General features: G+C 55.4%; 23 protein-coding genes and 2 pseudogenes. 3 read left to right on the top strand and 22 right to left on the bottom strand.

The genetic code is table 11. From position 1 onward, the window contains the following. Window positions 1–44 precede the first annotated feature (44 nt). The 22 genes and pseudogenes from V8689_RS03840 to V8689_RS03945 form a co-directional block, all read right to left on the bottom strand. On the bottom strand, window positions 45–728 hold the full coding sequence (locus V8689_RS03840; RefSeq protein ID WP_008437415.1) for a DsbA family protein: 684 nt from the start codon (window positions 726–728) through the stop codon (window positions 45–47). Beyond that, window positions 725–1021: a hypothetical protein gene (locus V8689_RS03845; protein ID WP_008437414.1), complete on the bottom strand. Its 297-nt coding sequence runs from the start codon at window positions 1019–1021 to the stop codon at window positions 725–727. The genes V8689_RS03840 and V8689_RS03845 overlap by 4 nt, the downstream gene beginning before the upstream one ends. Next, window positions 1018–3981, bottom strand: a complete 2964-nt coding sequence (locus V8689_RS03850; RefSeq protein ID WP_024073351.1) for a conjugative transfer ATPase — start codon at window positions 3979–3981, stop codon at window positions 1018–1020. Before V8689_RS03850 ends, V8689_RS03845 begins: the two co-directional genes overlap by 4 nt. Continuing rightward, window positions 3981–4409: a TIGR03751 family conjugal transfer lipoprotein gene (locus V8689_RS03855; RefSeq protein WP_008437412.1), complete on the bottom strand. Its 429-nt coding sequence runs from the start codon at window positions 4407–4409 to the stop codon at window positions 3981–3983. The genes V8689_RS03850 and V8689_RS03855 overlap by 1 nt, the downstream gene beginning before the upstream one ends. Beyond that, entirely contained in the window at window positions 4387–5877 is a 1491-nt protein-coding gene (locus tag V8689_RS03860; RefSeq protein ID WP_024073352.1) for a TIGR03752 family integrating conjugative element protein, read from the bottom strand. The genes V8689_RS03855 and V8689_RS03860 overlap by 23 nt, the downstream gene beginning before the upstream one ends. Next, the gene (locus V8689_RS03865; RefSeq protein WP_008437410.1) at window positions 5867–6769 is read right to left on the bottom strand and encodes a TIGR03749 family integrating conjugative element protein; all 903 of its coding nucleotides are present in this window, start codon (window positions 6767–6769) and stop codon (window positions 5867–5869) included. Before V8689_RS03865 ends, V8689_RS03860 begins: the two co-directional genes overlap by 11 nt. Continuing rightward, window positions 6769–7422 carry a PFL_4703 family integrating conjugative element protein gene (locus V8689_RS03870; protein WP_020302977.1) on the bottom strand — a complete coding sequence of 218 codons (654 nt, stop codon included), beginning with the start codon at window positions 7420–7422 and terminating at the stop codon, window positions 6769–6771. Before V8689_RS03870 ends, V8689_RS03865 begins: the two co-directional genes overlap by 1 nt. After that, window positions 7419–7799 carry a TIGR03750 family conjugal transfer protein gene (locus tag V8689_RS03875; protein ID WP_008437403.1) on the bottom strand — a complete coding sequence of 127 codons (381 nt, stop codon included), beginning with the start codon at window positions 7797–7799 and terminating at the stop codon, window positions 7419–7421. Before V8689_RS03875 ends, V8689_RS03870 begins: the two co-directional genes overlap by 4 nt. 13 nt (window positions 7800–7812) lie before the next feature. Further along, complete coding sequence (locus tag V8689_RS03880) at window positions 7813–8151, bottom strand: TIGR03745 family integrating conjugative element membrane protein (protein ID WP_008437401.1); 339 nt, start codon at window positions 8149–8151, stop codon at window positions 7813–7815. Between the two features lie 18 nt (window positions 8152–8169). Then, window positions 8170–8409 carry a TIGR03758 family integrating conjugative element protein gene (locus tag V8689_RS03885; protein WP_008437400.1) on the bottom strand — a complete coding sequence of 80 codons (240 nt, stop codon included), beginning with the start codon at window positions 8407–8409 and terminating at the stop codon, window positions 8170–8172. Continuing rightward, a complete protein-coding gene (locus tag V8689_RS03890) occupies window positions 8406–8714 on the bottom strand; it encodes an RAQPRD family integrative conjugative element protein (RefSeq protein WP_178110642.1) in 309 nt (102 codons plus the stop codon). The genes V8689_RS03885 and V8689_RS03890 overlap by 4 nt, the downstream gene beginning before the upstream one ends. A gap of 157 nt (window positions 8715–8871) precedes the next feature. Next, window positions 8872–9183, bottom strand: coding sequence for a hypothetical protein (locus V8689_RS03895; RefSeq protein ID WP_008437393.1), 312 nt, complete (start codon window positions 9181–9183; stop codon window positions 8872–8874). Between the two features lie 75 nt (window positions 9184–9258). Continuing rightward, complete coding sequence (locus tag V8689_RS03900; RefSeq protein ID WP_008437391.1) at window positions 9259–10737, bottom strand: UvrD-helicase domain-containing protein; 1479 nt, start codon at window positions 10735–10737, stop codon at window positions 9259–9261. Between the two features lie 9 nt (window positions 10738–10746). Next, entirely contained in the window at window positions 10747–11502 is a 756-nt protein-coding gene (locus V8689_RS03905; RefSeq protein WP_008437388.1) for a TIGR03747 family integrating conjugative element membrane protein, read from the bottom strand. Between the two features lie 18 nt (window positions 11503–11520). Continuing rightward, a complete protein-coding gene (gene traD, locus V8689_RS03910) occupies window positions 11521–13737 on the bottom strand; it encodes a type IV conjugative transfer system coupling protein TraD (protein ID WP_024073353.1) in 2217 nt (738 codons plus the stop codon). 3 nt (window positions 13738–13740) lie between these two features. Then, complete coding sequence (locus V8689_RS03915; protein ID WP_008437384.1) at window positions 13741–14151, bottom strand: hypothetical protein; 411 nt, start codon at window positions 14149–14151, stop codon at window positions 13741–13743. Then, on the bottom strand, window positions 14111–14395 hold the full coding sequence (locus V8689_RS03920) for a hypothetical protein (protein ID WP_024073354.1): 285 nt from the start codon (window positions 14393–14395) through the stop codon (window positions 14111–14113). Before V8689_RS03920 ends, V8689_RS03915 begins: the two co-directional genes overlap by 41 nt. A gap of 7 nt (window positions 14396–14402) precedes the next feature. Further along, window positions 14403–14906 (bottom strand): integrating conjugative element protein, encoded by a 504-nt coding sequence (locus tag V8689_RS03925; RefSeq protein ID WP_008437383.1) that lies wholly within the window; start codon window positions 14904–14906, stop codon window positions 14403–14405. Beyond that, window positions 14903–15460 carry a lytic transglycosylase gene (locus V8689_RS03930; RefSeq protein ID WP_008437382.1) on the bottom strand — a complete coding sequence of 186 codons (558 nt, stop codon included), beginning with the start codon at window positions 15458–15460 and terminating at the stop codon, window positions 14903–14905. Before V8689_RS03930 ends, V8689_RS03925 begins: the two co-directional genes overlap by 4 nt. Further along, window positions 15445–16197, bottom strand: coding sequence for a TIGR03759 family integrating conjugative element protein (locus V8689_RS03935; RefSeq protein ID WP_024073355.1), 753 nt, complete (start codon window positions 16195–16197; stop codon window positions 15445–15447). Before V8689_RS03935 ends, V8689_RS03930 begins: the two co-directional genes overlap by 16 nt. A 40-nt stretch (window positions 16198–16237) precedes the next feature. Then, window positions 16238–16954, bottom strand: a complete 717-nt coding sequence (locus V8689_RS03940) for a hypothetical protein (protein ID WP_024073356.1) — start codon at window positions 16952–16954, stop codon at window positions 16238–16240. Window positions 16955–17113: 159 nt separating this feature from the next. Continuing rightward, a pseudogene (locus V8689_RS03945) lies at window positions 17114–17345 on the bottom strand (DEAD/DEAH box helicase); the annotation flags it as partial. A 191-nt stretch (window positions 17346–17536) separates the two neighbouring features. Between V8689_RS03945 and V8689_RS03950 the strand changes: the two are divergent. The 3 genes and pseudogenes from V8689_RS03950 to tnpC form a co-directional block, all read left to right on the top strand. After that, window positions 17537–17842 (top strand): transposase, encoded by a 306-nt coding sequence (locus tag V8689_RS03950; protein WP_093235877.1) that lies wholly within the window; start codon window positions 17537–17539, stop codon window positions 17840–17842. Next, the gene (tnpB, locus tag V8689_RS03955) at window positions 17839–18174 is read left to right on the top strand and encodes an IS66 family insertion sequence element accessory protein TnpB (protein WP_024073357.1); all 336 of its coding nucleotides are present in this window, start codon (window positions 17839–17841) and stop codon (window positions 18172–18174) included. The genes V8689_RS03950 and tnpB overlap by 4 nt, the downstream gene beginning before the upstream one ends. 61 nt (window positions 18175–18235) lie before the next feature. Then, window positions 18236–19543 (top strand): annotated as a pseudogene (tnpC, locus tag V8689_RS03960) (IS66 family transposase); the annotation flags it as partial. Between the last annotated feature and the right edge of the window lie 543 nt (window positions 19544–20086).

Genomic DNA, 20086 nt, shown 5'->3' on the forward strand with positions numbered 1-20086 from the left:
GGACATGCCGGGCATGAAAATGTATGAATGGAATGCAAGCTCATTTAATGACAATGGCTAAGTGATTTAACGTTCGACTTTTGCAGAGCGTCGCAGCTCTTTTTTTGAGCCAGCCAATCACGAGCTGATAATAACAATACCCCGTCAGCTGGTCCCTCAAGCTTTACGGAGCTGCCAGTCGTGTTGTCTTTAATTATCACAGTAGGAGTTGCCGTAATGCCCGCTTTGAGGGCCTCCTCGACCTGTTGGCCAACATGCCGGGCGATCACTTTGTCGGTAGCTGCACAGGACAATAAGTCCTGGTAAGTAACATCAACGACGTTCAGATGCCCATTGAAACCCTCACCGTTGCTACGGGTCCGGTCAAAAATCTGGTCAATGGCTTGCCAGAAGGCAGGTGCGCCACCAAGCGCCCCCGCACATTCAGCGAGCTTGGCTTCGTGTAATGCGGTCGGACCGTGCACATCCAGTGGCAGATGATGCCACTGCAGGTTTACATCCTTCTGCTGCTGTATCCAGGTTTTCAACGCAGGTGTGTACGTCTTGCAGTAGGGGCACTCCAGATCCGCGAACTCAGTCACAGTCCAGCGTGCTTTGGAAGGACCAAACAACCACGGGCCTGTGTTGTGCGGGGATGGTATCTCACTTCGAGTGAGGGCTAAGCAGGCCATCGATGTGCCTGCCAAAACGCACCCCAGCATCAACCAATATTTGCGAAGGCCTATCATGCCCGAGCCTCTGCTGGCTTCGATGAAAGCAGCGCTTGTTTACGAAGGGCCTCAAGAAGAGCGTTCTCAGCATTCTCGGGTTGTGGGTGCTGTAGCAGCCAATTGGCTAACACCGCGTGAAGTTGGGACTCGATGTCACGACGATCCACCGCACGAACCAAAACCTGTTGCAGTTGCTCTATCAAAACGGGGGCACACACCTCAAGGGTTTGAAGGGCGTCTTCACCCGGTTGTTCAAGCAGCTGGGTCAGACTTTCTATAAGGTTCTGGGTCAGGGAATTCAATGCTCTCATGCTTGGCGCTCCAAGGCCGTGACTTGCTCGGGGAAAGTAATGATGTGAGGTTCGATACCGCGATAGCGGTCAAGCGTTGCAGCAACTTCAATGGCCGCATCCAGCTCGCTGCAGCCTTTGGCTTGCATGATGTCGAAGCGTTGCTTTTTCTCTTCCGGCTCGGTCATGGCCAGGGCCAGATACAAACTCGGTGGTACCGCCCGGAATAACATTTCCATGCTTTTGGACAACACGACGCCCTCGGTGAATTTGCCGCTTTCTTTACGCGCTGACAGCATCATCGACTTCTGTGCAGGAGTCAGTTCACGAAACCGCGCGATCTTCTCCACCTCATCAGGCGGCATGTTTAAGCACATCCACCACTCGATCATGTTGAGCAGGGCTGAGGCCTCTGGCGGCACGTCGTCAACGTTCTGGGTGGCCATCCAGAACCAGGCGCCGAGCTTTCGCCACATTTTGGTAATCTTGACGGAGTAGGGGGATAGGAGTGGGACCTTCAACTGGATGTGGCCTTCGTCGGTGAAGCAGATCAGCGGACGGCCTTTAAACTGGTCACGCTCGGCAATGTTGTTGACCGTGTTGAGCAGGGAAATATAAGCGATGGCCATCTGTGCGCTATAGCCTTCTCGCGCATAGGTGGCAAGGTCGACAATGGTAATGTCCGCTTCTGGCCATGGGGTGCCAGGACGGTTGAACATGTCGCCTTCGGTGCCCATACAGAACATGGACAAGGCTTCCGCCATCTCCAAGAATCGTGAGCTTCGGGCGTCTGGAATACCGGGCTCGAGTCCCATTTCTCGCAGCGCTTCACGGATATCTTCCGGCAGAACGATACGTTGCTCCGTCACGCATTTTTTCGCTGCATTCAGTATGCATTGGCGGATGGCGCTACGGTCGGCACGAGTAAGACGGGCATCCTCTTTTTCTTCACCACCGGTGATCATCAGCCTGGCCGCAATTTCCATCTCGCCCAGGATGTCGCGTTGTTCATCCTCGGTCTGGCTAGTCAGATGTTCGTCCGACGCCTCAAGATCATCAGCTTGGATAATCTTCACGTTTTGGCTGGGTTCGATGAGCTTCACGGCATCAGCGAATGGCGCGAGGCTGACACCCGATCCAGGTGCAAGTCGAACCCGGTTTACCGTCAAACCCAACTTTTTGGCGAAATCACCGAGTAAGCCGAAGCTGTTGCCAGCCTCCACAATGAATAGACGTGGCCGATAGATGGCGATGATTTGGCTAAGGATGTTTGTCGCGCTGGCCGATTTACCTGAACCCGTAGGCCCGAAAATGAACAAATGCGCGTTCATCTGCCGGTCCAGCTTGTTCAGCGGGTCGAAGGTTATCGGCGCTCCCCCACGGTTAAACAGGGTAATACCCGGGTGCCCGGTTCCGGTCGACCTACCCCAGACGGGGGCCAGGTTCGCAATGTGTTGGGCGAACATCAGTTGTGCGTACCACTCCAGTGCTTTGCGCGCATTGGGGTCGAAGTTGCCGGGTAGCCATCTAAGGTAGGAGTTCAGCGGTGCCACTTCATCCCGAGGTTCCACCGGCTCCATGCCCGCACCCAGCAATGCGCTGCTGAGTTGCAAACTGCGTTCGTGCAGCTGGGCATCATCTTTACCCCGCAGGTAAAACGCTACGCTACCTCTGTACAGCTTGTGCTTGCGCCCGAGCAACTGACGGGCGGTGGCGACGTCTTCGCGTGTCAGGATCGAGGCCTGAGTGTCTCCAACTGCCTTGCGTGAAAGCTGTTCCAGATGCCCTTCGAGAATGTCCTGCGGGGTGATCACGAGAGTGATACAGAGAATGGTGTCCTCTGGCATTTTGTCGAACAGTGCGTTGAGCGCATCACCGCCCTTTCGGGTTTCACCGGTTAAGTGCCCGGTCTTGGGAGCATCCCTCAAGCGGTCAAGCATCACCACCTGATGGGGAAGGCCGTCGAAATACCACAGACCTTTCTCTATATCTGACAGTGGTTCGCGATAAAACAGGTTTTGCGAGAAGTCAGTGCCGCTGGCGAGCGGCAGCTCGCCCTCTGCAGCACCAGGTGCTTGCTTGCACACCAATTCGTAGAAGCGGCGAATATCTGCATCGGCAGGGCCAAGATGATCGGGACGTGGATTGAACCAATGAATCAGCCAATGGCGAATGGCGTGGCCATCCATGCGATGGGTTTTAATGCCGGCGTTCGCCAAGCCGCCCACCAAGCGATCGCAGATGATTTTCAGGTAAGGACCTGGTGCCTGGCCTCGCACATCCGCTTGCGCGCCTTGGGTACGGCGGTAGACAACAACACGGACGCGGCGCTGTTGGCCCCTCCAGGGCAGTTGGCTGACCTTGGTGTCTTCAAACAGCCCGCCTGGTTTGGAGATGGATTCCAGGTGTTGCTTCATCAGCTTCAAATAAAGCTCGGTGAATGCACTGCCTTGTGCGCGTGGTTGAACGTAGTCATGCAGTTGCTGAAGGTAATCGTCCCAGCTGGTTTCGTCCTGGGCATAGAGCTGAACCACCCAGGGTGAGGTTTCAAGCTCGTCGAAGGAGTCCTGGAGGGCGTTTTCCAGGGCGTCGCGGGCCTTGCGTAACCATTCGGGATCCCGACCTTCAGTACCAATCGGTGTCAGCTCAAAAAAGGCAGCACGAGACACGCCGTCTTCCAATAGCATGGCTTTTTCTGCAGGCAGGTAATCTACCCACGGCAGTAGGTCTACGAAGGAGGGGTTGACGTGGTATAGACGGTCAGCATCAGCGGTTGTGGCTGGCTTTTTCTTTGGGTTACGCCAATCGCTCGGCGAGGGAATACCCATGGCAGCAAGGCGTTCGTAGTAACGCTCTGTAGCAGCCTCAAACGTCTCGGTTGCTGGTCCCTGCACATCGTCAGATAACGGCGAACCTGGTGTTACGCCAGGTTCCACACGCTCTGTCGCCCGTCGCGTTTTGAATCGTTCAAAAAAACCCATCAATATGCCTCCGTGCGTTCGCCAGGCATGGCGTATTGCACCCGCTGATACAGCGGAAACACCGTGGTGTAGCCTGGGATCGGTGCCGGGTCTGAACCCGCTAAATGAGGAAAGACGTACATCACCAGGTCGGGATTGGGTAGGCGTTTAAATTGGCTGTAGATCTCGTTTTGTGCGGTACGTGTGAACATGGTGTTGTCTGTTTCCCTCGTCTCCAGAGGCCGACGAAGATCTTGGCGTGCATCGAGCAATTGGCGGCTGCTCGAGCTGCTTGAGCCGCTGGAGCCTTGATCCCAAACGTCCATCATTGTGCGGTCCCCATGGGGGAGCAATTCGTCTTTGTTGGTGGAACAGGCCGAGGCGAGTAGGGCGATGGCCAGGTATGCACCTAGTTTTAAGCCATGATTAGTCAAGCGCAGTCGAAACATGACGGGCTCCTGAGCGATAGTTGACCTTGCGGCCATTGAGTTCGTAATCGATGGTCAGTTGCTGGTCCAGGTGCACAGCTATCTTTGCCCCGGGTTGTACATACACCGCTGCGAAGGCTTGCCCGTAGAGTTTGTTGACCCAGCTGGAGACGTCATTGACGCCCTGGCCAATAATTTTGCCCATGGCTTCACTGCCCGAGCCGCCGACAGAACCGATGGTCCCGGACTGAGGGTTTATAAAAGAGCCGCTGTTTCCATCTGACTTGATGAGGGAGGCAGCACCTGCGCCGGCGGCGGTAATCAGTACCTGCGAGCCAATGTATTGCGAGGCGTTGCTTTTGCGGTCGCCACTGATACAAGGAATGCCATAGGCATCGCTTATCCAGCCCAGGCCACCCTGAATGGTGGTTTGGTTGCCATTGTTCTGATTGTTACTATTTTGACTGCTATTCGTTTCTTCCTGAGGTTGTGGCAGCGTGCGCACAGTGCCGTCATTGAAGACGAACGTCAGGCTTTTGATCTGACCGCGTACGCAAGACAGGGTCCAATCGCCGGAAGCCGTTCCGCTGGCCACCGCGCCGGCGACGTCGGGCAAGTCGATGCCGTTGGCCGTGAGATTGTCCGGCCCGATCAATACCTTGAACGGGTAGGGGTCGTTGACAGTGCCGTCAATGGGCACCCGGCCGATCAGCGCGGACATGGCCACCGAACCCATCAATGTCGAGTTCTGCGGCAAGGTGTAGACCTTGCGCACCTGTTTGCGGGCCTCCTGTGGCGAGATTTCATTCGCAACACTTTGAGCGCCCGTGCGCAGTGCATTTTGTCCTCGGTCCACGGACTCGCCAAAAGAGGTCGGGAAGTTGAAGCCGCTTGCCGTTTGATTTGTCCCTGCAGCGATGGGCTTGCCGTTGACATCGACCGGCGTTGCGTCCTGCGGCTCTATCCAAACAACGTCCGCGCCAGGTCCGCCTTTGAAGCCTTGACCGTCACCTGGCTGAACGCCGAAGCCGATCGGCAAATCAGATCCAGACTCATTGCCACTGCCCGATTTGCTGCTCAGGGTATTGTACTGCTGCTGCAGTGTGTCCAAGAGGGTTTGGCTCTGTTGTTGCGCCTCCTGCTTCATCGTTTGCTGAACGTTCTGCAGTTTGTTATCGACGTTGAGGTCGATGTTCTGCAGGCGTTTTTGCAGCTCGATGTTCTGTTGCTTTAGTTCGTCATTGTTCTTCAAAGCATTGGAGACTTGGTCCTTGAGTTGTCTGCTTTCCACGACAATGGTGCGCAATGTGTCGCTGGGTGTATCTCCGTCAACCCCAAGCTTTTTAGCCTCCTTCGTACTAAGTACAACCGTTTCCGGCGCATGAACCTGTTGGTCGGCACTTTCGCGATTGAATAATTTGACCACTACGTATATCGCCAGGATCGCGAACGGTATGACCAGGTATTTAACAAGTGGATTACTCTTCACGACGGCCTCCCTTCGGATCGATCTGGCTGATGGCGGCCGGCAATAACGATTCGGCTAGACCATGACCACGGGTCACCAAGTAGACCGTCGAGGTGTCGCTGGAATCACCTTTGGCGCCAAGGTAGGGATGCTGAAAAGTCGCGGTGACAAAGTCACCCATCAGGTCACGCGGATCCAATGTGAGGTTTTGGGCGCTTGTGTTACGTAGCTTCACCGCCGTGACCCAATACTCGTCTAACCGCCACGACCCCAACGCAGAGGCTTCGACCGGCAATATCGGCATTAGGGTGGTGAGGTCCAAACCGCGCTTCAGATTGATCTGAGCAATCCCCTCCACGGGCTCAACGGTGCGTAGGGGCGCGTAAAGCATCTGTGCGGCATAGCGCGTCATGACCACCGGAAGAGGGGTCTCACGACGCGGTTTCGGCGCGTCCTCATCCTCCTCGGCTTGAGCGCTGGCTTGGGCCGTGGAAGAAGTTGAATGGTTGCTTGTAGGTTTGGCGTTGACTTGGCCGTAACGCGGGGCGGGACTGTCCCCGGCTACAATTTTAGCCGGCTCGGATGCGACCTGATTTGGTTTCCCTACCGTTGCGATGATATCCACGAGCATGATCTCACCGGAGTTCATGTTCTGCAGCTGTAAGCGAGTCGGTTCAATCGGCTCTTTCGCCAACAGGTAGAGGGCACCACCGGTGCTCTGCACGCGCAGTTTGTCGACGAGGTTACGAGGCAGACCCACCCGTACGTTTTGGTCCACAAAGACAATACGCTCCTGACCCACGATCAAGGGCAGTGCTATAGGGATACGATCCCAGCGCAGGATTTCGACGGCGTTGGCCAACCCGCAGAAGTGAAGGGCTACGAGCCCGATGATCAGTAGGCGGCGTGTCATCATTTGCCTCCTGCTCTGGTCGTTTCTGCGGAGACTTCGATGCGTTGTGGATTACTGCTATAACAGTCCCAGGCCAAGCCGAATGGGTTTTTTTCGGGATCGACGTCGAATCGGATAATTCTTAACGGATAGCGAGCAAATGCCCGCTTTACGCGCTCCCCGCCGTAGTGCTCGTCAGCGGTGATGTCCAGGTTGACGGTCCAGTCATTGATGCTGTGCTGTTCAATATGTTGCTCAGACTTATCGTCGATGCCTCTGCCTGGAATTTCAAATACACCCCGCTCACGTTTGCGCAGTTCCCCGCTATTGCGGCGTAGCTCGAAATCTTTCTGCAAGTAGGCTTTGCAGCTGGGAGTCAGGTAGCTTTCCAAGCGGGTAATGTTGTCCTCGTAGTCGGTTTCACCGTCAACGGGCCAACGGTTCATCTGCTGAAAAATGTACAGACCGAAGGCGTATACCGACTCCGGTGGAATATCCCACCACTTACGGGTGCTACCTGAACGTAGATCTGGAGGTACATGAACAGTTAGGTCACGCGGTGCGCTCTGCCAGCCATAAGCCATGTACAGACCCAGGGCAATGAGAAAACCAATGACCATGCGCAGGCTGTTAATGTGGGCCAGTTGGGCGTCTACTTTTTTACGGTAAGTCATTGAACCTCCGTTCGATGACAGGTCCACGCACCTGTACGAGTAATCAGCAGGGCTTTATTCCAGGTAGGAAAGAACCGCGCGATGTTCAATTGCATCTGGCGGTATAGCCATGTATCAGGTCGGCCGCGTTTCCACCGACGCAAGAAACGACTGGCAAGAAACAGCCCTAGGACAGCACAGAGCATGGCGGCGCCGATGATAAGTGCCCAAATCTGGGTCAATATCGCGGCCGGAATACCGATAACCAGCCCTGCGCCGGTGCTCAACGCCAAGGTGGCCCACATTTCGTCAGCGGTAAGGCCGCCCATGATGACTGGCTGATTGTTCAATCGCACAGGGAGGAAAATCAGGGTCCCATCGTCTGAGAGTTCTGTCATGGCCACGGCTCTTTTAAAGAATATTTGAAGCCTTGGTGACCAGAAAAATGGCGACACCGAGGATGGCGACGCCAACGGCGGCTGTCGCCCCCAGATCTCCCCATTTTTTCTTGCCAAGTTGAATTTCGTGGTAGGTGCCGAAGGCATGCCAAGCAACGCCACTGAAAATGACTGCGCAGATGATGAGGCCAAGCAAAGTAAAACCGTCAAAGGCGTAGTTCTGCATGGTTTGCATCAGGTTAGAGCCTTCCCCCCGGGTAGGAGGCTGAGACTGCGGAAGAGCCGCCATGGCCAGTTGGGGGAGAGCAAGCAACCCGATCAGCATGCGGCCCGGTTTTAAGAATGAAGTCATGGTGTATCTCCCATAGGGTCAACTAAGAACAAATGTGGTGAGGATCATGCAAAGCAGTAGGATGCGGACGAGCGAGGTCGAGGCAATCGTTCGATCAAGGTTGCCAGTGGCCCATCCTCGGTAGCAGCTCCAGATAGCCCAGGCGCCCCACATAAAGATGATGGCTACAGCGACGCCGACGAAAAACAGGTAGCTCGTCGAGGCAGGAAATCCTCCTGCCGCTTGAAACGCAGCAGCCTGAGCGCCGCTCATGCTCATGGCTTGCGTCCTTCGGTCGTGTATTGGCCTGACAGCTCAACAGGATCACGAGGCTGGGCTCGGGTTGGGGTTAGATAGCCCTCCAACCCATGACGAATTCGAGCGATATCACCTGCTAGACGCTGGTAATCGAAGAAGTAACGCTTGCCAGGTTCGTCGGCCACTTGAGCGCTACGACGTGCGGTGTCCTCTAAGGCATTCAACTGGCGGATCATCACGTCCAGGTTGGCCTGTTCGGAGGCTGAAGCAGCGGTCGCATGAGAGACAGGCAGGCCGCATCCAAAAAGTGCGATGAGGCCTGGCAAGGCAAGTCGGCAAGTGAGTGCAGTGAGACGCGGGTACTGGATCACGGCTGGGCTCTAGTCATTCCTGATGCCGTCAGCTTGCCGTGATCAAGCTATGGTCGCCGCAAGAAAACCATATTCAGGACTGTAAGGATTTCTTCTGACGGTACTGACACCATCAATCACAGTGGATAGGGCGTTTGAAGAACAGCAGATACCCGATGGGCAAGGCGAATCCGTAAGCCCAGCCTTGGGCGTTTTGATTGCCAACCTTGACTTCTCCTTTGACCACGGGCTGCACGCTGACCAGCTCCCAGCCTTCGCTGCCTAATTGAGCAAGGCGGTTTTGACGTTCAGAATCTTCCAGAAAACCCTGGGTGTCGGGTTCAGTGGTGGGCTCTTCGGACTTGAACATGAAGAGCTTTTTGGTTCTGACAACGTACTGAAAGGGAGAGAACTCAGTGTGGTATTCAAATTTCTGACGGCCCATGGCGACGTCCTCAATGTGCAGAGCTACCAGGGTTTCAATAATAAGCGCGTGCCAGCAATCTGAAATAGTTTGTTGCTAAGCGCGTGATTTCTGAGGTTGGAGTGCAGAGGTCCGAGCATCGACATAGCGCTGCATGATAGAAAGCACCATTGAGTTCAACGCTAGGATCTTCATCCCTCGCGTCACCGCCACGTACAGCAAATTCAACTCGTCATCTTTACGACCTTGATCGATATCGGGTGAAAGCGGATCAGCGCTAAAGTCGTCATACAGGCTGACAAAGTCCCACTCCAGCCCCTTGGCCTTGTGCCCAGTCGTGAGTGTCACGGTGGCGTCGAGCTCGTTATCTACAGAGCGGGAACGTAGGGTTTGGATCCGCTGGGGCAGGTCCGGATAGGCTGTAATGATCTTGATCGATCGCAACATCTCCGTATCCTGGCTTACCTCGGCTATTTCCACGTACTGTGAAAAGTCCCGGTAATCTCTCAACAGCCTGCGGTTCTGCACCTCATGGTTACGGTTGCGGCTGAATAGGTATAAATCTTCCAGATCGCGTAGCGAGTAGCTGTCGATACCGCCGACCCAGAAAATCTTGGGGTTGCTTGCGACCAGCTGCAGGGCGTTCTCGATGACGCCGGTCACGGTACGATGGATAAACGTGCGATGCGGTAGCTCTTCAGGCAGAGCCCGTTTAACCAGGGTATTGCAACCTAACCCCTGCAGCTTTCGTGTCTCACCCTTGTAAAAAAGAATGATGTTGGCCACATGCGCGACGGCAGGGCCGAAGCGAAAGCTTTGGGTCAGGTAGTGACGTTCGGCGTCGGCCATCCAGTCGCTGTTGAGCGCATCTTCTGCGCCGCGGAAGCGATAGATCTGCTGGTGGGGATCGCCGACTGCCACCTTGCGGACCCGTTGTATTTTTACTATGTCGGCAATAACTGGGTTCACGTCTTGACCTTCGTCGAGCAGAATGGCGTTAAATCGTTCGCTCAGGTCGGGCTTGCTTAGCTGATACAGCTTCAAGTAAGCGTCATGGGTGATCGACATTGCTGTGTCCTGCAGATCGATCATCCGGTTCCAGATGGTTTTAGCCACGTTTAAAGCATTGTTCAGGAAACGTTCCTGGGCACTTGTGAGCATTCGTTGCCCCTGGAATCTGGGAAAATGCACACGGCCCAACTCGTCATCGGCGCTGGCCATGAAGTTGTTAAGCGTGCTGAGGACATCCCGCACGAGCTCCCAGTCCTGGGTGTTGATGGCCCTTGCGATGTCCGTCAGGCGTAAGTTATTGGTCTGCTTGGTGGCGTACTGACTGCCATAGACTGCATATGCGAGGCCATGCGCCGTCTTACACACCACGTTTCTGCGTGGAAAGCGGCCCCTGGCAGCGAGCTCGACGGATTTGTTGTAGCAGAGGTAGAGCATTTTCACCGAGGCGTGTTGTGTGGCGTAGCCCACCAGTGTGGTGGTTTTGCCGGTACCGGCAAAAGCCTGAACCAGTAGCTTGTCAGCCGTGGAATGGATGATGGGCTGCTGTTCTTGTGTCCACTGCATGGGCAGCTCCTAAAGGTATTTTTTGAAGCTTGAAACGGTGATGTAAACGGACACACCCAACAGCACGGCGCAGGGCAACAGAATCAAAAGGGGGCTGATGCTGATGGGGATGGCCAGGTAGACCGTCCAGGGCACGATGGTCAGCGGAATGATCGTCCCCCGGGCTTTGTGATACAGGTAACTTGACTCGCGGCCGGAGCCGAATTTTCGTAGATCACGCCGCACCAGGCCATCGACCAAGCCAGTGAACGCCGCCAGTGCGAACAGCGGAATCGTCAACGTCAGAATGACCATTCGCACACAGAAGGTCAGGACTGTGTATAACGCGGCTAAGCCATAGTCCTGGAATTTGATCATCGCCCGACCGAGTTCGTAGCGAAGGTTCAAGGTTCCCGTTTGTTGTGGTGATGTTGAGCGAGCGTACTGTGTCAGTGCATTTATATTGTCCTGCATGCCGGTTTTCACCATCAGCCAGTCATAGACCGTTTGTGCCAGCCAGGTTGCCGTACGCCCCGGTTCTTTGATGACAACGCTGTGCAGCAGATCCTGGGACAGCCAGCCCAGTTCATGTTGGAACATCTGCTGAGCATGTTTCCAGCCGGCATCCGGCCAGAACGTGTACATGCAAAGCCATTCAACGACGATGGCGCCGAGCAAGGAGCCGAACATCACCCCCAAGAAATGAAAAGGGGTAGAGAACAGCATGCCCAGGAAGTTTTTTTGACCTTCCTGCTGTTGCTGGGCTTTTTCCGCGATATCGGCCATGGCTCTGTTCCTTCAAGCCTATGCGGCTTTTCCGTTATTGGCCATCTGGCGGAAGTCGTCTACCAAGTCATCAGGAAGCGACTCACTTAGTGCGTCATATCCCGGTGCTTGCCACCAGTCGCTGCTGGTTCCGGATCCTTTACGCATGCCCTCAACCAAGGCCTGAAGATCCTTGGGCATCACTTCATCGGGATCGCTTGCCGGCAACGGCATACGAATCTTCCACAAATTCCCGCCCTCTATCAGGGCAAAGCATTGCCCCTTGGGTAGGGCAACCACATGCGCCGGTTCGATCATCGGTACGCTGACACTTTGGATCTGATCGTGAGTGTTAGAGGTGAAAGCGGTGTTGCCGTTAATAGCGTCGTTTGCACTGCTTGCTGGTGTACTGGTAAACACCTGGACCTTTGGCAACTGGTTGGTCAGCAGCTCGGCGGTTGCAGTCTCACGTACACGTAACATGAACAGGTTGTTGAAGTTACCGATGACTTGGCCAGCTTTAGCCCGGTTACCGATTTTTGCCTCAATATCGCTCATGGTTTGGGTATAGGCCGTGACCTGCATGCCGGCACCACCGCCTTTGTTGATCATCGGTATGAATTCATCGCCCATCAGTTCGTTGAATTCGTCCGCATGTACGTTAATTGCTACCTTGCCGCCGGTGGCCCCGGGCAAGCCATCATCGATGCCAAACTTATAGATGTGACCCGCAACTGACACCAGGTCGCTGAACATCGAGTTGCCCACCGCTGCAGCTACCTCTGTATCAGATAAAGCGTCCAGGCCGACATAGACCACTGCCCGTTTGCGGATGATCTGCATCCAGTCAAAGATTGGTCGTGGGTCCTCAAGATCCATGTAGTCGGGAGATAGCAGCTCTGCAATCCGGCCTGTGGTCAGTTTTTCCAGCAATGGCAGAAGGCTGGCCACGATCTTGTCGAAATAGGTTTTGTCATAGCGTACGGCTGATCGCAGACCCTCCATCACTGGGTCGGAGATGCGTTGCTGAGTGAGGTACATGTCCAGGGCCACCACGCGTAGCGGTCGATCCTTCATGGCGAAACTGAGGTTCTTACGATCGATCTTTCCTTCCAGCTCAACGATGGTTTGCCAGGCTTTGGGATCATTTTCAGCAAAGTGCTTCTGCGCATACTCAATAAACAGCGCGTCAATGTTTGTCACATGCTTGAGGATCTGTTCATAGTCCGGCCGACGTCCCAGTGCCACGAGGGCGCGCGCGATGATGTTGACGAAACGCCAGGCGAATTCCCGGAATGCCGCGGAATTGCCTTCCCCCGAAAGTTGGCCGGCAATGCGGGTGGCAACCTCCGAGATCCGACCAAACCGGCCGACGGCGTTGTAGCGAGCGGAGTGATCGGGCCAGCCTAGGTGGAACACGTAGAATTCCTCCAGTCGGTTTGCGCGCTTGCATTCGATGTACATGCGCTTCAGGAGGTCTGCGTCGCCTTTAGGATCGAAGACAATCACCACTTCGCGGTCCAGGTCCATTTCTACATTGCGCTGGCTTCGATGAACGGGTTGCACGCGGCGCCCCATATGAACGCGGCGCCGGGGGCTACGGCGGGTACGCCTGATGTCTTGGGTGATAAACAACTCTGCCAAGCGGGTTTTTCCAACACGAGTAGTCCCCAATACAAGGGAGTGTCCAACCCGCTCACCCAGTGGCAGGCTGACATCCGCTTCGTTCGGCTCTATACCGTGTAAGCGCGGTAGCCCCCCGACTGGAGGAAGTGGACGCGCCGGGTTAAATGGCACATCCCACGAGGTAGCCTTTGACAGCAATTTGAGTGGAAAGGGTGCGAACTCCAGACGCTCCTCAATTCTGCGAGCAAAGGTATAGATAGACGTGGGCTCGACATACTCGGCGTACTTTGGGAGGTAAGTCTCCATCAACCGCTGAGTATGTTTTTGGGTCCAGCGAAAGCCTTTACCGATGAATAGCCGCTCATTGCTGACCGGCATGTCTTTGCTGGTCATGGTGTAGTGGGGTAGGCGCCGAATATTGCGCCGGTAACGCAGCACTACCAACGCTTGTTTGAGGCGGACGAACCCTAGACCCAGAAAGCCTGTACCGGCAACCATGCCGAATAAAGGCGTCAGAGCAACCGCCCAGGGCGCGAAAATACAGAGCAACGCCGCAGCGGCACATACGCAAACTGTGTACAGCTCAACAGCAGGGCGTAGTAACGACTCAATGGTGTAGGAGGTGGTCATGGATCACTTCCTATGAGTGAAAGGGGACAATGGCCCCACTGTTTCGAAATGGAAAACGACTGGCTTGCCTGTCTCAGCGATCAGCCCATAGGACTTGGCCAGGCGGTATATGGGGTGGTAGCTGTTAAGGGAGTTGACGTGTCCAGCAATGCGCTCTCGCCAGACTTCTAGTGGCATCGCTGCCTTGCTCAAATTACACGGCACGCACGCGGGCATCATGTTGCTGATGGCGTGGTTCTCTGGCCGCCCCAAAATGATGGCACCGGAGTACTTGCCGTCCACCCTCTCTGGTTCTCGCCATACTGCTTCCATGTGGTCCGCATGCCACCGGTCACCCAACAGCACACCGCAGTATGCGCAATGGCCCGCGAATTTAGCGTGAAGCTCGCAGCGTTGCTTCTTGGTCAGCTTCATGGGGCCGGGATCCTCCTTTCATGCGTGATGATGAATTGGCCAACTCTTGCCTCGCTTGCTCAACTGCCTCGGGCAGTCGTTCTTTTAGCCGCTGACATAGCTCCACCTCGTCACCAGGTACGCGGGCGATGACGGTGCCGCCATAGAGCTTGGCGACATAGGTGACCTGTTCAAAAAGCAGTTGGCCTGCTCGTGGGTCATCTGGTTGCTTGATGACCAAGGTGATGTGCGTAAGAGAGGCCATACCCTGGTTACTGCTGGATCGTTGTGGCAGTGATCAACAGCGGGTAATGCTGGACTCCCAAGCGCTGTGCCAGATCATTTGATGGAGCCGGGACCAACTGTAGATTTCCTGCCCATCGTTGGATTTCGGCAAACCGCTCGGCGCTGGCCACGTTAACCACAAGGCCCACTGCCTGCAGTTGCTGTAACTGATCGCGGCGCTGTGATAACCACTTTCTGGAGCTTTCATCGTCGCCTACAAGAAACAATGGTTGCAGGCCAGGTGCATTGATTACCCGGCCCTGTACCTGCCCGGGTGTCAGTTGGTCAGAGCGCACTGGAAACGAGCCTTGCCCACGCACACCAATATTCTCTGACTGTGCTGACTGCTCAGTAGGTTCTGGAGCCAAGTACTGGTAGTAGGGCAGAGCGGAAACACCCCCTCGGTCTTCAACAACAATCAGCGAGGTGGCATGCACTGCCATGGGGGAGGCCAAAGACAGCAAAACAGGCAGATGCAGCAATCTATTCATGGATTATTCGCCATCAGGTTGATACCGGTGACCCGGCTGAGGTGTTTGGCAAAAGCTCGTCGGTATCGGGCAGCGGGTTCGCCTCCGGCAGGGCGGTGGTACCGACCAGCAGCGGTGATCCAGTCGCCTCCTTTGGCTTTTTGCTCAGCCAGGATCTGGGCCGTAACCGAGAGGTTTTTGTACGGATCCAGCCCTTCGCAGGGATAGCTATAACGGTGGCCGTTGGCACCGATGTTGGTTTGTCCAAGCCCGACGTCGACTCTATTTGGGCCTGCGGTCTGAAGGGCGATCATCAACGCTCTGCAAGCATCGCTGCGTGTCGCAAAGCGATATCCGGCGCCGGCGACATTCAACGTCCAGGGCCAGGGGACGATCTGGCCGCGAAGTCGGGTGCCACTCTCTTGCAGTGCAACGGAGTACAGCACCTCGGACGGAACGCCGGCAGGCAGGGCAATCAACTGATAGGCCGGTGGCGGAACCTCGGCACCGTTAGCAAATGCCGCGGTGAGCAGTAGCCCCCCCGTTAAAGCCGCGCGAATTACAGACGCTGCCATTGTCCATTCACCTCGCGTACCACGGCCGGCAGCTCACCGCCGAGTCCAAGGCCAAGCCATCGACCGGCATCGTGATTCAATGTGATCTGTCGGCTTCTCACGCTGGCCGGTTCGACTCCAGCCAAGATGGCCCAGCGGCGAATTATTTCGTCATCACCTTGACTACCAACGAAGTACAGATCAAAGGACTGTTTCTGGTTTTGTAAGTCTTTGACGCGGTCAATACATGCGTTGCAACTGTCTTGAACAAAAACGGCTAGTCGTCCAGTGCCTTTCACAGCAGTTAACGCTCCCGAGCCAGGAGCAGATGCAGGGTTGGACGATAGTTGGATGACTTTTTCATTGGGGTAAAGACGTGCGAAGGCTTGGTCATAGGCCCTTTGGTACGCCAGTTCCTTATCGATACGCTGTCGCTCGGCTCGCACCTGCAGCTCTGCATAGCGTCGCCGCTCCTCCTCCGACTTCGCTTCGATGCCAAGTGCTGTCAGAGGATCCAGGCCTGGCGAATAGATTCCGCGAGGACCCTCCATCACAGTTTGAAAACGGGACCATTCTTGGGGGGTCAATCCCCACTCGCGGGCGAGTTCTGTCTGACTTGCTCCTTGAGAAGAGTTGTGAACTTCACTGTTCTGAGTGTTCGAGATCGACGTTGATTGCCCCGAAGCCGCATGACAGCCGTATGCAAACGCGAAGGTGGCCAAGCCTGCAATGAAACCCAAAATGTTCCTGGGCTTCATTGTTTTCGAGGAAGTGGTAGGGGAGTGCATAAAGGAGGTCCTATTGCGCGACGGTTACGGTTTGAGGTGTTCCGGCCACGTCAAAGCGTGCGGATCTTCCGTCCAGCGCGTTGAGTCGCCAGGCGGTGCCCGCCACAGCGTCACCAGGTCGGATAAGGTAAATTTGATTCAACTGCGTGCTGCCAGGCGGTGCTACGGACAAAAAGCGTTCACCGCCGCGATACTCGATACCGACAACGGTAAAAGGGGGTGTTTGCGGTGTGACAGTGGCGGTAGCGGGCGGTTTTGGCCGCTTTGGTTGGCGGGCAACGGGCTTAGGCTTGGGCTTGAGGGGCACAGCAGTGGTTTGTTTGATGCGTGACTGACTGAGTTCTTGAAGACGGCTATCGAGTGTTTCGACGCTGGCTTTGAGGACTAGCAATTCACCAGCAGACGCAGCATTTTGAGAGATTTCTTGCGCTGACTCCGTCGCTTGCTTTGCATACGCTTGTGCGGCATCAATTCGATTCGATAAAGCCTGCTGCCCGGCTCGGAAGTCCTCGTTGGTCACCAGGTGGTTGCCGGCTACCGTGCCCAGTCGCTCATCGACTTTGCCAAGCCGCGTCAACAACGCATCGAGCGACTCTTTGTCTGCAGTCGCAGCCAAGCTGGTGCGGAGTTGGGAGAGTTGATGATGCTCATAACACAGAATGCCTGCCAATAATGCAAGGCACAGACTGAGTATCGCTGTGGTTCGAGTAGGGCGTGGTAGGTTCATGGGCGTCCTCGCGCAAAAGCGAATACACCCTCTCAAACCAGTCTCTTAGGTGCATCAGGAAATAGGTTTTCCAGGACGCATGGTTTTTGAAGTGTCGAGTTGGCCGCTGGTAAATTGGGATCGTTATAAAAAAATGGCCACCCGAAGGTGGCCGTCAAACTATGAAGCAATGAGCTGCCTTGCAAGTGTCATTTCAACTGAATCACCATCTTGGTTCAGCGAGTCGAGACCAGAATCTGGCACATCTCCCGACGTGCTTTGAATCACGGCGATTTTCTTGGCCATCAACTGCAGGCAAGTAATCTGAGAGCTGCCGGCATAGCCAAAAAAACACCCTCACTGGCTGCTTTTGCCCAATCCGCCATCACCGTCGAAATGCCTGTTGCAAGGTGTTGGGTAAAGCCATATACCGTAGCCCCACTGCGCGGAGTAAAGTCTTAAAAACCCGTGATAATGATCTGCGGAGTCAGAATAAAGTGGGTAACCGTCCGGCCAGGTCATCTACCCAGCTCTGCAAAGCGAAGACATGGTGTGCATTTAAATTAAGTGGACACCAATTCTAGCCTTTCAAGCGGGTATTTCATGCAGCCAACACGCCGTTCCTATTCCAAATCCTTCAAAGCCCAGATCATTCAAGAGTGCGCCCAACCAGGCGCTTCGATTGCCAGCGTCGCGCTCGGCCATAGCCTCAACGCAAACCTCGTCCACAAATGGATTCGGCTGCAAACGCAGAAAATTCCGGCACACCCACCTGCGGGGGCGAACTCCCATCCAGCATCATCGAATATCTGCGTTGAAATACAGCACCCGCGCGCCATCATCAAAGTGGACTGGCCCACTGAAAGTGCTGCCGCCTGCGCGACTTTTCTTCGAGATATTCTGCGATGATTCACATCGACTCCATCTGGCTCGCCACCGAACCGATGGCCATGCGCGCAGGCACCGAAACGGCGCTAGCCAAGGTGATCGCGGTGTTCGGTGCGGCGCAGCCGCACTGCGCTTATCTGTTCGCCAACCGCCGCGCCAATCGCATGAAAGTGCTGGTGCATGACGGCTTCGGAATATGGCTGGCGGCGCGCCGGTTAAACCAAGGCAAGTTCCACTGGCCTGGCATCCGCCATGGTCCTGAGATGGAACTGGATGCCGAGCAACTTCAAACGTTGTTGCTGGGGCTGCCATGGCAACGCGCAGGTTCTGGAGGCTCGATCACACTGCTTTAACGGCAGCCATTAGCCTATCGGTCTATCGTCGCGAAACGCCCGCTCTGGCAAAGTCCGGCGTATGACTTCTTCGCCCAATCTCGACCAACTGTCTCCCAATCAACTGCGCGTCCTCGCAGCGCAGTTGCTCTCGCAAGTCGACACTATGGGCAAGAAAATCAACCGTGATCAAACAGTCATTGAGAAACAGACCCACGAGATCGCCCAGCTCAAGCGTTTGAAGTTTGCCAAGCGCAGCGAGCAGATGAATCCTGAACAGGCCAGCCTGCTAGATGACCTGATCGATACTGATATCGCGGCGATTGAGGCCGAGCTTCAGGCGTTGCAAATAGCACCAGAGGCGACCGAGGAAAAGCTAAGGCCCAAGCGCACGGCATTGCCGGCAGAATTTCCGCGAACGTTGATCCATCACGAACCGGACAACACTCACCGCCCATGCGGCTGCGCCCTGAAGCGCATCGGTGAGGACGTTAGCGAGAAGCTGGACTACACGCCCGGCGTGTTCACCGTCGAACGCCATGTCCGTGGCAAGTGGGTCTGCGATAACTGCGAAACGCTGATCCAGGCACCGGTTCCGCCGCAGGTCATTGATAAGGGCATCCCGACTTCGGGCCTGCTCGCACACGTCATGATCGCCAAGTTTGCTGACCATCTGCCGCTTTACCGTCAGGAATCGATCTTAGGTCGAGCGGGCTTGGCGATTCCACGTTCAACCTTGGCTCAATGGGTTGGCGTGACCGGAGTTCAGTTGCAGCCGCTGGTCGATGCGCTGCGCGAAGTAGTGCTTGGGCAACAAATCATCCACGCAGATGAAACACCGGTGCAGATGCTCATGCCGGGAACAAAGAAAACCCACCGCTCCTATGTGTGGTCCTACGCTACCAGCCAGTTCTCGGATGTGGCAGCGGTGGTTTATGACTTCAGCCCCAGTCGCGCCGGAGAGCATGCTCGCGACTTCCTTCAGGACTGGAATGGCAAGTTGGTCTGCGACGATTTTGGCGGCTACAAGGCCAGCTTTGAACTCGGCGTGACCGAGATCGGCTGCATGGCCCATGCACGGCGCAAGTTCTTTGAACTGCACGCTACGAATAAAAGCACGCTCGCCGAGCAAGCCCTGCGCTATATCCAGTTGTTGTACGAAATCGAAAGAGAAGTCAGAGACCTGGAGCCGGATTTACGGCGCCGAATACGGCAAGAAAAAGCCGTACCGGTGAAGGATAGGCTGCATGCCTGGATGAACGCGCAGCGTGATCTTGTGCCCGAAGGTTCGGCCATCAGCAGAGCGCTCGATTACAGCCTTAAACGCTGGGCAGCGCTGTCGCGCTACCTCGATGACGGGGCGGTTCCCATTGATAATAATTGGGCGGAGGTGCGACACGAAGTCGCTTAATGAAGTTGTTCCCCCTTGGTGGGAACCACCCGTGTCACCGGGTGAATCTAGAAGGCTGAATCAAGAGCGCCTTCGACAATGTTACGAGGCGCCGCAAGGTGCGGGGTACCAATCGTGAGAGGCGTACCCTTCTGGCAGCCATGGCCGGACAAGTGCTAGATAGTTGGTATGGTGAACACACGTGAATCTGCGCAACGATCGTTAAATTAAGCGAGCGGAAATGGCTTACACGCTCGAACCAAAATGGTAATGGAGGTGGGAACTGCGTCTTTCTACTACGCATTCGTGACCCACATGCCTCCCGGTCGATAGCAGGCACCTAACCCGACGCACTTCAGTAAGCGGAACGTGGAAATCCCGTATCGCTCCCGTCAGGGAAAGCCGTTTGTAAAAATTGCCCATGGCGGTGCGGGCGAAGGAACGAGGAAAAAGCGAACGCCGTCCTGTAATGGGTTGGATAGAGGTTGAAACATCACTTCACGCGAAAGCGGGCAGACGTCCTCATGGTCTCTCTTCACACGA

This window comes from Pseudomonas sp. AK181, from assembly GCF_051122975.1.
GTDB lineage: Bacteria > Pseudomonadota > Gammaproteobacteria > Pseudomonadales > Pseudomonadaceae > Aquipseudomonas > Aquipseudomonas lactis.

Coding starts and splice junctions, on each gene's coding strand:
- V8689_RS03855 (WP_008437412.1), bottom strand. CDS start 4,409: ATGTTTCGACTGCGCTTGACTAATCATGGCTTAAAACTAGGTGCATAC.
- V8689_RS03915 (WP_008437384.1), bottom strand. CDS start 14,151: ATGAAGCTGACCAAGAAGCAACGCTGCGAGCTTCACGCTAAATTCGCG.
- V8689_RS03865 (WP_008437410.1), bottom strand. CDS start 6,769: ATGACACGCCGCCTACTGATCATCGGGCTCGTAGCCCTTCACTTCTGC.
- V8689_RS03905 (WP_008437388.1), bottom strand. CDS start 11,502: ATGGCCGATATCGCGGAAAAAGCCCAGCAACAGCAGGAAGGTCAAAAA.
- V8689_RS03875 (WP_008437403.1), bottom strand. CDS start 7,799: ATGACAGAACTCTCAGACGATGGGACCCTGATTTTCCTCCCTGTGCGA.
- tnpB (WP_024073357.1), top strand. CDS start 17,839: ATGATTCACATCGACTCCATCTGGCTCGCCACCGAACCGATGGCCATG.
- V8689_RS03845 (WP_008437414.1), bottom strand. CDS start 1,021: ATGAGAGCATTGAATTCCCTGACCCAGAACCTTATAGAAAGTCTGACC.
- V8689_RS03935 (WP_024073355.1), bottom strand. CDS start 16,197: ATGAAGCCCAGGAACATTTTGGGTTTCATTGCAGGCTTGGCCACCTTC.
- V8689_RS03870 (WP_020302977.1), bottom strand. CDS start 7,422: ATGACTTACCGTAAAAAAGTAGACGCCCAACTGGCCCACATTAACAGC.
- V8689_RS03850 (WP_024073351.1), bottom strand. CDS start 3,981: ATGGGTTTTTTTGAACGATTCAAAACGCGACGGGCGACAGAGCGTGTG.
- V8689_RS03930 (WP_008437382.1), bottom strand. CDS start 15,460: ATGGCAGCGTCTGTAATTCGCGCGGCTTTAACGGGGGGGCTACTGCTC.
- V8689_RS03925 (WP_008437383.1), bottom strand. CDS start 14,906: ATGAATAGATTGCTGCATCTGCCTGTTTTGCTGTCTTTGGCCTCCCCC.
- V8689_RS03940 (WP_024073356.1), bottom strand. CDS start 16,954: ATGAACCTACCACGCCCTACTCGAACCACAGCGATACTCAGTCTGTGC.
- V8689_RS03900 (WP_008437391.1), bottom strand. CDS start 10,737: ATGCAGTGGACACAAGAACAGCAGCCCATCATCCATTCCACGGCTGAC.
- V8689_RS03880 (WP_008437401.1), bottom strand. CDS start 8,151: ATGACTTCATTCTTAAAACCGGGCCGCATGCTGATCGGGTTGCTTGCT.
- traD (WP_024073353.1), bottom strand. CDS start 13,737: ATGACCACCTCCTACACCATTGAGTCGTTACTACGCCCTGCTGTTGAG.
- V8689_RS03920 (WP_024073354.1), bottom strand. CDS start 14,395: ATGGCCTCTCTTACGCACATCACCTTGGTCATCAAGCAACCAGATGAC.
- V8689_RS03840 (WP_008437415.1), bottom strand. CDS start 728: ATGATAGGCCTTCGCAAATATTGGTTGATGCTGGGGTGCGTTTTGGCA.
- V8689_RS03895 (WP_008437393.1), bottom strand. CDS start 9,183: ATGGGCCGTCAGAAATTTGAATACCACACTGAGTTCTCTCCCTTTCAG.
- V8689_RS03950 (WP_093235877.1), top strand. CDS start 17,537: ATGCAGCCAACACGCCGTTCCTATTCCAAATCCTTCAAAGCCCAGATC.
- V8689_RS03885 (WP_008437400.1), bottom strand. CDS start 8,409: ATGAGCATGAGCGGCGCTCAGGCTGCTGCGTTTCAAGCGGCAGGAGGA.